The sequence below is a fragment of the Clostridium sp. MF28 genome (assembly GCF_002969175.1).
In the GTDB taxonomy this organism is placed as follows: Bacteria; Bacillota; Clostridia; order Clostridiales; family Clostridiaceae; genus Clostridium; species Clostridium beijerinckii.
In genome coordinates this window covers 1,474,789-1,488,063 of sequence record NZ_CP014331.1, presented here as the reverse complement: position 1 = coordinate 1,488,063, position 13,275 = coordinate 1,474,789, and the positions used below count along the sequence as shown (strand labels likewise).

9 protein-coding genes are annotated in these 13,275 nt (G+C 30.5%); 7 read left to right on the top strand and 2 right to left on the bottom strand.

Annotated features, from left to right (window positions below):
- Nucleotides 1–37 precede the first annotated feature (37 nt).
- Complete coding sequence (locus AXY43_RS06650; protein WP_039773807.1) at nt 38–964, top strand: 1-phosphofructokinase family hexose kinase; 927 nt, start codon at nt 38–40, stop codon at nt 962–964.
- A gap of 241 nt (nt 965–1,205) precedes the next feature.
- A complete protein-coding gene (locus AXY43_RS06645) occupies nt 1,206–2,084 on the top strand; it encodes an aldose 1-epimerase family protein (RefSeq protein WP_039773808.1) in 879 nt (292 codons plus the stop codon).
- 136 nt (nt 2,085–2,220) lie between these two features.
- Here AXY43_RS06645 and AXY43_RS06640 read toward each other — a convergent pair whose 3' ends face one another.
- Both AXY43_RS06640 and AXY43_RS06635 read right to left on the bottom strand, forming a co-directional pair.
- Nucleotides 2,221–2,982: a response regulator transcription factor gene (locus AXY43_RS06640; RefSeq protein ID WP_039773809.1), complete on the bottom strand. Its 762-nt coding sequence runs from the start codon at nt 2,980–2,982 to the stop codon at nt 2,221–2,223.
- A complete protein-coding gene (locus tag AXY43_RS06635; protein WP_065419036.1) occupies nt 2,979–4,796 on the bottom strand; it encodes a sensor histidine kinase in 1,818 nt (605 codons plus the stop codon). The genes AXY43_RS06640 and AXY43_RS06635 overlap by 4 nt, the downstream gene beginning before the upstream one ends.
- Before the next feature lie 146 nt (nt 4,797–4,942).
- On the opposite strand from AXY43_RS06635, the gene AXY43_RS06630 reads away from it, so the two are divergent.
- The 5 genes from AXY43_RS06630 (at nt 4,943) to AXY43_RS06610 (ending at nt 12,823) form a co-directional block, all read left to right on the top strand.
- Nucleotides 4,943–6,256, top strand: a complete 1,314-nt coding sequence (locus AXY43_RS06630; protein ID WP_105411258.1) for an ABC transporter substrate-binding protein — start codon at nt 4,943–4,945, stop codon at nt 6,254–6,256.
- Nucleotides 6,257–6,323: 67 nt separating this feature from the next.
- Nucleotides 6,324–7,202: a carbohydrate ABC transporter permease gene (locus AXY43_RS06625; protein ID WP_017210291.1), complete on the top strand. Its 879-nt coding sequence runs from the start codon at nt 6,324–6,326 to the stop codon at nt 7,200–7,202.
- On the top strand, nt 7,202–8,029 hold the full coding sequence (locus AXY43_RS06620) for a carbohydrate ABC transporter permease (protein WP_077843150.1): 828 nt from the start codon (nt 7,202–7,204) through the stop codon (nt 8,027–8,029). The genes AXY43_RS06625 and AXY43_RS06620 overlap by 1 nt, the downstream gene beginning before the upstream one ends.
- A gap of 16 nt (nt 8,030–8,045) precedes the next feature.
- On the top strand, nt 8,046–10,487 hold the full coding sequence (locus AXY43_RS06615) for a TIM-barrel domain-containing protein (RefSeq protein ID WP_105411257.1): 2,442 nt from the start codon (nt 8,046–8,048) through the stop codon (nt 10,485–10,487).
- 338 nt (nt 10,488–10,825) lie between these two features.
- A complete protein-coding gene (locus AXY43_RS06610) occupies nt 10,826–12,823 on the top strand; it encodes a methyl-accepting chemotaxis protein (protein WP_105411256.1) in 1,998 nt (665 codons plus the stop codon).
- Nucleotides 12,824–13,275: the final 452 nt, after the last annotated feature.

The window sequence follows — 13,275 nt, the reverse complement described above, 5'->3', positions numbered from 1 at the left end:
GAGATAGAAAATTAATACAAGATGGAGGAGAAAAAAGATGATATTAGTTATAAACCTTAATGCCTCTGTAGATAAGAGATATGAAATAGATGATATAAAAAAAGGACAAGTAATGAGGGCAAGGTATGTAGAAAATACACCAGGAGGAAAGGGCTTACATGTAGCTAATGTAGCAACTATCTTAAAAGAAGATTGTATAGCAACAGGTTTACTAGGAGGTAAATCTGGTGAGTTTATAGAAGAAAGTCTTAAGAAATATGGAATAAAACAAGATTTTGTAAAAATAAGTGGAGAAACTAGATCTTGTTTAGCATTTATTACTGATGATAATGTTCAGACAGAAATACTTGAACCAGGACCAGAAGTAAGTGAAATTGAACAACAAAATTTCTTAGATAAATATATAGACTTAATTGAGAAAGCTAGTGTTGTTGTAGCATCTGGAAGTGTTCCTAAAAATGTACCTAAGATTTTCTATAGGAAATTAGTGGAGATGGCTAATTCTCAAGGCAAGAAATTTTTATTAGATACAAGTGGTGATCTTTTACGAGAAGGTATTGAAGGCAAACCATACTTTATTAAACCTAATAAAGATGAAATAGAAGCACTAACAGGAAGAAGTATTAGGTCTGTAGAAGATGCTATAAGAGAAATAAAGGAATTTCAAGCTAAAGGAATATCACTTGTAGCTATATCCTTAGGAAAAGACGGTTCAATAGCTGGATTTGAAGGAAAATATTATAAAGTAAATGTGCCAAAAATTGAAGCAGTAAATCCTGTAGGTTCAGGCGACTCTTATGTTGCAGGAATAGCAGTAGCACTGCAAAGAAAATATGATATCAAAGATACTTTGAAATTTGCTTCAGCTTGTGGAACAGCAAATGCTATGGAAAAAGAAACAGGATTTGTAAGTGAATCTATAGTAAACGAACTTTTTAATAAGGTAACAGTTGAAGAAATTTAGATAAGTCCTACGTATGATATCCCCCTTAAGTTAATATATATATGTGAGAGTTAGGGAGACTTAAGAACCTAACTCTCATAATTTTTATTAAATATATATATATTGCAAAAATAATTCTTCATCATAATTCTAAAAATGTTGTAAGAATTTTAGCTGTAATTGTGAATTGTGAAATGTGCATTGTGAATTGCAATATATATATATATATCATAAATTTAATATCTATGAAAGGATGATTTATATGATTTACTCGATAGAAAATTCAAAAATAAAAATCACAGCAAGTACCCATGGTGCAGAGTTACATTCGATAACAGGACAAAAAGAAGGTACAGAATATCTTTGGAACGGAGATGTGAAGTATTGGAAATATCACGCACCACATTTGTTTCCTATAGTTGGAAAGGTGGTGGATTCTAAACTTAAAGTTGATGGAATTCAATATGAAATGCCCGCACATGGACTTGCTAGAATATCTGAATTTACCTTATTAATAGAAAGTAATAATTCACTAACTTTTGGATTAAATTACTCAGAGGACACATTAAAGATTTATCCTTATAGGTTTTCTTTATTTGTAACATATACATTAGAAGAAAATTCTATTATAGTCACGTATAAAGTAATAAATTTAGATGATAGGGATATAGTATTCTCAATTGGCGCTCATCCAGCATTTATGTGTCCTATAGAGAAAGGTGAAGAATTAGAGGAGTGTTATCTACAATTTAATAAAAAAGAGACAAGTTCTATTATTGAGATAACTAAGGATACATATCTTTCTCGTAAAAGGACAGAATGCCTTAGAGATACTCATACATTACCACTTTCTAGAGAACTCTTTAAAGATGGAGTATTAGTATTTGATGATCTAAAATCTGATAAGATATCATTGAAATCAAAAAATCATGATAAGTCTTTAAGTATAGAATTTAAAGGCTTTCCACACTTAGGAATTTGGGCACCTGAAACTGGTGCACCATTTCTATGTATAGAACCATGGTTTGGGCATGCTGATTATGAAGATTTCACTGGTGAATTTAGGGATAAAGAGGGTACGATCTCACTATCAACTGATAAGGTATTTGAGTGTAGCTATAAGATATCTATTGAGGAATAGTATAAATTTAAGTCAATTCCTATAGAGATAATATTTAAGGCAATAAACATCGATAAAATGTTTATTGCCTTTCTTCACGTGGCACTATATTGATTATATATAACTCGGTCTGTATCTATGATAGTTACAAATATCATTAATTTATTAATTTTAATTGCTCTCTATAGTCAGATGGGCTCATGCCGGTAATTTGTTTAAAAGTTTTACTAAAGTGGAATTGATCTGGATAACCAACTTTTTCACCAACTGTGCTAATTGGTAAAGAAAAATTCCATAATAATTGTTTTGAAATATTAATACGATACTCTTTAATAAATTTTGAGGGAGTCATATTCATGTATTTAGTGAATATTTTTGTTAAGTAAGAAATTGAAAATCCAAAATGTGATGCAAGTCCAGCTAGATCAATTGTTTCATGGTAATTATTTTTTATATATTCAGTCACAAGCTCCACAATTTCATTAGGCTTTTTGTAAGAAAATTCATCAACTTTAAAATCGTTTTGACTTGCCAGAAGATTTTTTTCTATTTTATCTAAGGTTGTAGTTAATTCGCCAAGATTAATAGGTTTCAATAAATAGTCGGACACCCCATATCTTATGGCAGTTTTAGCATAGGAAAAATCACTATGTCCACTAATTATTACACAATGGATAAAAGGATATTTTTCGAAAATAAACTTGGAGAGCTCAAGGCCATCCATTACTGGCATGCAAATATCAGTGAGTACAATGTTTGGAAGAAAGGATTCTATTAGTTCTAATGCTTCTTTACCATTACTAGCAGTTCCTACGACTTCAAAGCTCTCATTAGCTCTATATATGTTTTTAATTATGTTTTTAGCAATTAATCTCTCATCCTCTACAACAATAGCAGAAAAAGTAATCTTATGTGTCATAATTTAATCCCTCCCATAATAACAGTCGCCCCATTTGGAGTGTTATTGATTAATCTAAAAATTTGTTTTCCATTGTATAAAATTTTAAAGCGAATATAAATATTCATAAGACCCATTCCGTTTAATTCTAAGTTTGGAAGAACTCCATTTGCGTTAATTGAATCTATCTTTTCTTGCAATTGTTTTAAATTATCTTCTGCAAATCCACTTCCGCTATCTTTAATTTGTATTTCCCAGTGAGTATCAGTTACATAACCTGTAATATCAATATGCCAAGGAAGCTCAGTTTTTGTAGTGAATTTTACTGCATTTTCTACAATAAGCTGCAAACAAAGTTTCGGGATTTTAATGTTTTGCATCTCATCAGGAATGTTTAGGGTATACGTTAAATCGTTATCATAGCGAATCTGCATACACTGAAGATAATCAATGGTATGAGCTATTTCATCGGTTAAACTAACTAATTGTTGACTGTCTGATGAAATATATCTTAATATTCTTGAAATGCTTTGGCACATTATTATTATTTCTTCATTCATTTGTTCATCAGCCATAGCCTGAATGGTTGACAGGGCATTGTATAGAAAATGTGGATTCATCTGTGATTGAAGAGCCAACATTTTTGACTGCATTTCACGATTTTGAAGAATTAATTCATTTGTCATTGCTTTTTTTGCTTTTTGCTGCATTTTTAAAAAGGCTTTGAATAAAGTATTTAATTCAGTAATATGTGTATCTATTTCTTTAAAATTAGTAGATGCATCGTCAGTTATCTGAAAACCTTTAACTTGATTATATATTTTATTTAATGGAGTGGTAATAATTTTTGCAATGAAATAAGATAATGTTGCAGTAGCAAATGTAATTAATAACGATAGCACTATATTTGTTCTGATGTATTCATAAATAGGAGACATAAGCTTTGAGTTATCTATTGTAGCTACAATAGTGAAATCACTATATGAAGAGGTATCAAATAATACATATTCATTTTTATATTTAAATAAATTATTGCTTATATTTTTATCGACATTAGTAGAGATAAGATTATAATAATTAGTTGTAGATGAACTTTGATTTATAGGGTATATTGGTTGTCCATTTTTATAATAAATATAGACATTACTGCCATAAGCATCGTTAAAATCTTTAATAATAGTAAAAATATTTTTAAATGACTTTTTAACTTCAATAATTCCTTGTGGGACATTAAGTGTATTATAGTAAACGCGATATAATGAAAGGAAATACTGACCTTCCTCATAAGGTGAATATTTGCCTAGCCGATCATCTTTATTAAAGTAAATAACCTTATCGCCTTTAGAAGATAAAACATCATCATACCATGCTTTGTTATTCACTGAAATATAGGAAGAAGAATTATCTAAACCAACTCCTAATTCAAGATTATGCAAATCATAAAGATAAATCTGATCTATAGGATGGTTAGGTCCCATCATTGTAACCAATAAATCATATAAAATTTTTGTGTTCTGAATATTATCAATTTTTTGGTGTTCAGATAGATTGGACAAAGATTCAGAATTATAATTTATATATTTAATAAAATGATCCTTGATTAAATTAGAATAGATGATATTTTGAGATAGAGTATCTAAAGAATTAATCTCTACATCTAAATTATTATTAATATTTTTTATATTACTATTAAGAGTTGTAAGAGCATTTGTTTTAATTTTAGTAGATTCATTCATTACAAAATAAAACATAAGAAAATTAAAGATAATTATAAATAATATGGTATATGGGATAAAGAGAGTTTTTAATATGCTACGTTGTTTCAAAAGTTTCATGCGAAATCAATCCTTACAATAAATAATTTAGTCAAAAATATACATGGAATAGGAGAGATATGAACATTCAAAATCAGCTTAGTACAGATATATAATATAACCATAGCAACAAATAGTCAATAATATATAAATTGGGAGGAATTATTATGAAACATTTTAAAAAGTTATTGTCAGTTGTGACTTTAGCCGGATTAACTATGTCATTAGTAAGCTGTGGTAATAGTACTAGCACTACAGAATCAGGTTTAAAAAACAATGACGTTACTATTTCTTTTATGGCAAGTCAGGATTGGATTCAAGATGCTGAATTGAATTTAGCAAAAAAATTTACTGAAAAAACAGGAATCAAAATCGATTATCAAATTGTTCCATCAGATCAATATAATAACTTGTTAATGACAAAATTAAATTCTGGAGAAGCTACTGATATTTTTGCTGTGAATGCTGGAAGGTTTGATTTAGAAACACAAGTTAATGCAGAAAAAAATGCGTTGGATTTAACAAATGCCTCTTGGGCAAAAAATATAGATAAAGAAGTTGCTGATGAGCTAACTGTAAACGGTAAACTATATGGAGAACCTATTCAAGATGTATCATCTGTTTGGGCAATTGGTTATAATAAAAAGATTTTCAAACAGTTAAACTTACAAATTCCTAAGAATTATCAAGAATTTAAAAACATATGTGAGAAAATAAAGGCATCTGGTGTTACTCCTATTTATGAAAGCGTTTCAGATGGATGGCATCACACATTATGGTTCCCAGAAATAGCTTTAGCAGCGGATACAGCAGATTCGGGATTAGTAGATAAATTGAATAATAATACTGCAAAATTGGAAGGAAATAAAACATTTGAAACTATTTTAGGCCAAGTTAATGAAATGGTGAAACTAGGATATTGGGGAGACAATTATATGTCTAACAAATATGCTGATGCTCCAAAAAATATCGCTTCAGGCCAATTTGCAATGACAATCGCTAACCAAGGTTTTGGTACAGAAGTCAATAAGGCGGATTCTAGTTTTAGTGCAGATGATATTGGATATTTTGTAATTCCTTTAGCAGATAATCAAATATTAAATATAAATCCAGTAGGACCATCAAGACTTATATATTCGAAATCTAAACATGCAAAAGAAGCACAAGAATATTTAGATTTTCTTGCATCAGATGAAAGTCTTACTTATCTAACTGAAAACGTTTCTAAATTTAATAAGCTTCCATATAGTAATGCTCCAGTTAAATATACTGATACAGTCAAAGAATTTTATAAATCATATCCTAAGAATGCAGTTGTATTACAATCAGCAGTCAAGTATATAAATCCTCAATGGATGGAAATAGGCAAAGATATGTCTGCAATGTTAGTTGGAGAGATGGGGCCAGAAGAACTTCTAAAAAATATTGATAAAAATAGAGGAGATCAGGCAAAAGCTGCCGGAGATAAGGATTGGAAGTAAAATTCTAAATTATGTAACCAGATATACTTGTCTGGTTACAGTACTATAAAAATAAGGAGAAGTGTAAATGAATAAGAAAAAAATATATCCGAGTTACTTTATATGGGGAGCACTTATAATTTATGGAGTCTTATTTGTAATTCCGGGAATTATTGGCATTGCATATTCCTTTACAGACTGGTCAGCTTACAGTGATAAAATAAATTTTGTTGGATTTGATAATTTCAAAGTAATATTTTCAGGTAATGAGAATTATATGAAGATTTTAGGTAATACCTTGTGGTTTACAATAATTACAACAATATTAAAAAATGCTATAGGATTGTTATTGGCAGTGTTGCTAACAAAATCTATAAAATTCTTGAATTTTCACAGAGGGGTTATGTTTATGCCATCTGTGTTATCCACATTAATTATTGGTATGATTTTTACATCAATCCTTGATCCTAAGATAGGAATTCTAAACGTTTTTCTTAGAGGCATTGGTTTAGATACATTAGCAAAACAATGGCTTACTTCACCACAATTTGCTTTTGGATCCGTAGTTGCAGTTGATGTTTGGAGAGGGATTGGATACATTATGACTATCTTTATAGCGGGTATTTTATCTATCTCTAGTGAATATTATGAAGCGGCTAATATTGATGGAGCAACAGGACTACAAAAATTTCGATTTATTACATTTCCGTTAATACTCCCAACATTAGCTACTACTACAGTATTAAATGTAATTTATGGATTAAAAGTATTCGACATGATTTACGTATTAACAAATGGTGGCCCAGGAAAATCTACAACGGAAGTATTGTATACAATAGTATTTAAAAAATTTGGTATGGGTCAGTATGCTATTGGTACTGCATTATCATCTGTTATGTTTGTAATCATGGTATTTATTGGGGTCTTTATGATTAAAATAATGACTAAAAATGAGGTGATGGAATAATGAGAATAAAGAAAACATTACAAAATATATTTTCTAATGGAATTGCATGGGTTATAACGATTATATCTCTTATACCATTAGTGTTAATCCTATTTAATGCTCTTAAAACTAGCAAAGCAGCTTCTGATATGAATCTGAAACTTCCTACATTTCCAATACCAGTTGAAAATTTTTCTACAGTAATAGAAAGAGGAAAGCTTGCAACATCTTTTATTAATAGTTGTGTTTATTCTATAGGAAGTGTAATCTTATGTGCCATTTTAGCAGCAGCAGCTTCCTATGTATTATGTAGAAATAAAACAAAATTAAATCGCATCATTTACATGTTTATTATATTAGGAATTACAATGCCTATAAATTATGTAGCCTTAATGAAGGTAATGTCTGCGTTACACTTAATGAACTCAATGCTTGGAATAGTGCTACTATATACTGCAATGCAGCTTCCATTCTCGGTGTTTCTCCTTCATGGATTTGTGGCAAGAATTCCAGTGGAATTAGATGAAGCGGCTGTAATTGATGGATGTTCTCCAATTAGGATATTTATCTATATTATCTTTCCACTATTAAAACCAGCGTTAGCAACAGTTGTAGTTCTTACTTTTTTAAATACATGGAATGAATTTGTATCTCCATTATACTTTTTAAGTAGTTCTTCAAAATGGCCAATGACCCTTTCAGTATATAATTTCTTTGGAATGTATTTTAAAGATTGGAATTTAGTTTGTTCAGATATTATGCTAACTAGTTTGCCAGTTATTGTAGTTTATTTATTAGGTCAAAAATATATCGTTTCAGGAATGACAGCTGGAGCAGTTAAAGGTTAATGAGGGCGGTGATTAAATGGAGATTTTAGGATATCGTAAGGATAGCAGAATAGTAAATTTGAAATTAGAAGATGGAATAATTCAGTTATCTGCTGTGGGTAAAGAAATTATTCGTTGTACTTATACTAAAGAGAAAAATATAAAGAATTCATCAGTTATTGGGATTAATTATGAAATAGAGAAATTAAATGAATTTGTTGTGGAAGAGACACAAGATAGTATTATTTTAAGAACTGGATCAATTACTTTAACTATTAATAAGAAGACAGGAAAATTTGTATGGAAAAATGGTAAGAATGATGAAATATTGCTGCAAGAAAGAGATAAGGAACTTGTTTCAATCCCAGTTGAAAAATATTCTACAAATGGTGAAAAAGCTATTATTAAAAGAGTACAAACTGTTGATGGAGAAAGAAGCTTCGTTGAAAATTTAAAACCATATATTGATAGAATGGCATATAGAGCAAAATTATCCTTTGAGTGGCAAGAAAAAGAAGCAATACATGGACTAGGACAAGGAGAAGAAGGAATCTATAACTATAGAGGTAACTCTCAATACTTATATCAGCACAATATGAGAACTCCGTTTCCATGTTTGGTATCAAATAAAAATTATGGTATCTTATTTGATTGTGGATCATTGATGACTTTTAATGATGATTCAAGAGGAGCATATGTTTATTTAGATGTAGTGGAGCAATTAGATTACTATTTTGTTTTTGGTGAAAAGCTCGATGATATTGTAGGCGGTTTTAGAAAAATGACAGGACGAGCTGCCATGCTGCCAAAATGGGCGCTTGGTTATATTCAGTCGAAAGAAACATATAGAAACCAAGAAGAATTAGTTGAAGTAGTTAAAGAGTATAGAAAAAGAAATGTACCGATAGATTGCATTGTACAAGATTGGCATACTTGGGAAGAAGGTTTATGGGGGAATAAGCGATTAGATAAAAATAGATATCCTGATATAGGTAAAGCAAATAAAGAAATTCATGATTTAAATGTTCATACTATGGTTTCTATTTGGCCAAATATGAATGTAGGTGGAGAGGATTATGAAGAATTTTTACAAGCTGAATATTTATTAGGAGACAATTCTACATATGATGCTTTTAATGAGGATGCAAGAAAAATGTACTGGGAACAAGCAGAAAAAGAGTTATACAAGGGAGGCTTTGATGCTTGGTGGTGTGATTCAACGGAACCATTTAGTGGACCAGATTGGAATGGAGAAAAAATTAGAGAACCTTGGGAACGATTTATGTTAGTGGGAAATGAGCATAAAAAGTTTTTAGACCCAGCTAAAGCTAATTTATTTGCATTAATGCATGAGAAAGGCATTTTTGAAAATCAAAGAAAGGTATCGCCTGATAAAAGAGTTCTTAATCTGGCGAGATCTGGTTATATTGGCTCTCAAAAATATGGTGTTGTTTTGTGGTCAGGTGATACTAATGCAACCTGGGGAACTTTTAGAAAACAAATTACAGAAGGTTTGAATTTATGTTTGAGCGGTTTACCTTATTGGACATTAGATATTGGAGCATTTTTTACAGTAGGAAGTGAATGGAGAAACAGAGGATGCGGTTGCAACAATAACCCGAACCCACTTTGGTTTTGGCAGGGAGATTATAATGAGGGTGTAAATGATTCTGCTTATCGTGAATTATACGTAAGATGGTTTCAATATGGTGCATTTTTACCAATGTTCCGCTCTCATGGAACAGATACTCCAAGAGAAATATGGAACTTTGGAGAAAAGGGAGAAATGTTTTACGATTCCATTGAAAAGTTTATAAATTTACGATATAGCTTAATTCCATATTTCTACTCTTTGGCTGGGAAAGTAACGCAGAATCATTATACTATGCTTCGAAGTCTTTTGTTTGATTTTAGTAATGACGAAATAGCAAAAGAAATTAGTGACGAATTTATGTGTGGAGATTCTATATTGGTATGTCCAGTTACAAATCCGATGTATTATAAGCTGAATAGTATGTCAATTAATGAACCTAAAATAAGAAAATGTTATTTGCCCAAAGGAGCTGACTGGTATGATTTTTGGACGAAAGAACGATTAAGTGGGGGGAGCTATGTGGTTGCGGACGCTCCAATAGATAAGATTCCATTATTTATACGAGCAGGTTCTATTATTCCAATGGAAGAAGGGCTACAATATGCGGAGCAAGTGAGTGATAAACCATTTCAAATTCATATTTATCCTGGGGATGATTGTGAATTTGAATTTTATGAAGATAGTGGCGACGGTTATGAGTATGAGAAAGGAATTTATAATAAGATTTTAATGAAATGGGAAGATAAAGAAAGTAAATTTACTATTGGAAAAGCAGATTATGATTTCCAACAATCTATTAAAAATCGTTCTTGTACAATTTTTGTAAATGACAAGAGCATAGATTTTATTTATCGAGGTGAACCTCTAACTTTTGTTATAAAATAATAAAGAATATCATATAGAGAGCCAATTTCATATTTAAACCCTCTTATTTTTTATATAATACTCTTATAAATTTACTATAAGAAATCTCAAACCTATTTAAAATGTATCCTTTGTCAAGGACAGTTTAATTTGGTTTGGGACTTTTTTATTCTTAATGAATTTATAATAAAATCAAATTTATAAATAGGTTATGGGATAATATTACTTACAAATATATATTTGGAAAGGAAATAAAAAAGGAATTTGATAATTAATGACGAAATCAAGGAGTATAGAGTTAATATTATTTAACACCTAGAGAAGGTTAAAATTCTTTAAAGGGCAGGAGGGGGATAAGTATGAAATTTAATTCAATAAAGTTTAAATTGATTCTATTTATTTTTGGACTAACAATTTTACTGTTTAGTGCTAATATAGCTATCAGTACAATCAGCTTTAATTCTTATTCAGATCATAACAATAAGACGGAAGTAATGAATGCTAATGAAACAATAAGCGAAAAAATTAAGGAATTGAAAAATGAGTCTTTAAGTATTGGAAGTCAATTGGCCTTAAATCCTAGAATAATAAAGGGAATTGAAAATAAAGATAGTCAGGAGATTTTTAATGATTTAAAAGATATATTAAAAGATCTAGATGTAGAATTTGTTACAATAACTGATGAAAAAGGTAATGTAATTGTAAGATCTTATGAACCAGATAAAAAGGGAGATAGTATTTTAAATCAGGCAAATGTAAGAAATGCTCTTGCTGGTAAATTAAACTCCCAAGTTGAAAGTGGAACTCAGATTAAACTTGCAGCTAGAGCAGGTGCGCCAGTAAAGAACGAAAATGGAGATATTATTGGAGTTGTGTCTGTAGGATATAGATTAGATTCTAATAATCTAGTAGATTATGTTAAAAGTAAATTCGGGTGCGATGCCACTATTTTTATGGGAGATGTAAGAGTTGCAACAAGTATAATGAAAGATGGCGAAAGAGTTGTTGGAACTAAACTTGATGAAAAAATTGCAAAAGTTGTTTTAAGTAATAATGCATATTCCGGGGAGGCCAATGTTTTAGGAAGTAAATTTGATGCTTACTATTCGCCAATTACTGGAGATAACAATGAGGCAGCTGGAGTTATATTTACAGGTAAAAGTAAAGCTGAAAGTCAGCTATTTATAAAAAAATTTGTTATAAATAATATTATATCTTCTATTATCGTGTTAATCTTGGTTGGGATAGCAATATATTTATACATAGATAAAAAGGTATCAAAACCATTAGCAAGTGCAGTTACACACTTTAAACACTTATCAGAAGGTGATTTTACTAAAAAAACATTAGAAAAAGATTTAAAACGCAAAGATGAAATTGGAGATATGTCTAGAGGAATTGAGCATATGAGGCAGGATTTAATAAATCTAATTAAGAAAATAATGAACAATTCACAAGATATGAGTGCAGCGAGTGAAGAATTATTTGCCACAGTTGAAGAATTTTCAGCAATGTCTCAAAATATTAATTCTGGAATTGGTAATATTAATTTTGGTATTCAAGAAACTAGCTCAGCAGCAGAAGAAATAAACGCTTCAGTAGAAGAAGTTGAGGCAAGTATTAATGTATTAACTAATAAGGCAGTAGAAGGAAGTAATAATGCAAGTGCTGCAAAAACTAGAGTAGAAGATATGCAAAATAGATCTTTGGAATCCATTAAAGAAATAGAAATGGTGTTTAGTGAAAAAGAAGAAAAAATACTTCAAGCAATAAAAGAAGGACAAGTAGTAGAAAATATAAAAGTTATGGCGGATACTATTGCAGAGATATCAGAGCAGACAAATCTATTAGCACTAAATGCAGCTATAGAGGCAGCAAGAGCTGGTGAACATGGAAAAGGATTCTCAGTAGTTGCTGAAGAAGTAAGAAGGCTTGCAGAACAATCTTCAGATGCTGTAGAATCTATAAAAAGTACAATTTTAAAAGTTCAAGATGCATTTAGAAATCTTTCAAACAATAGTGATGAGGTACTAACTTTCATGAAGGAAAGAGTAAATCCTAAGTTTCAAGATATGATTGAAATTGGAAAAGAAAATTATAAGGATGCACAATTTGTAAGTAAAATGTCAAATGAAATAGCTGAAATGACTAAAGAAATTTCAATTACAATGGAACAGGTTACTAAAGCGGTGGAGAGCATGGCTGATACAGCACAAAAATCTTCACAAGAAACTGATGAAATAGTAAACAATATTGATGAAGTTAATAGAGCAACAGATGAGATAGCAAAAACGGCTCAAGAGCAGACACGTCTTGCTCAGGATTTAAATGAAATGATACAGAAGTTTCAGGTTTAGTATACGGCACAATGTAAATATAGATATTCAACTTTAAATCTAGATTTATGTGATAACTTACCGGTACGCCAAGCAAGGGCGTAAAAGATAATGAGGGCTAACCTTCCTCATTATTACTATATAGCAGGTGGGAATCCTGCATGACAAAGGCCAGCAACCAGTCATTAGTTAGTCTTGGGCTTATTATGGCGATGTAATAAGTTAAGTGTAGACAAACAAGGTACCAGGCCGCAAGCGAATGCTGAAACTACTAGCCACGAAATTATCACAAAGTCAGAAAGGACGATAATATCGGTAAATTAGAAGTCAGAACATAGATAATCATTATTGCAAGAATATCTGTGCTTTCTCGTGGTTTTAAGGTGTAGCATGGTATACATTGATATAGTACGTCAACTTGGGAGGACTCATTATTCTCTGACTTCAGAGTATGGAAAACAATGATTAGAAAT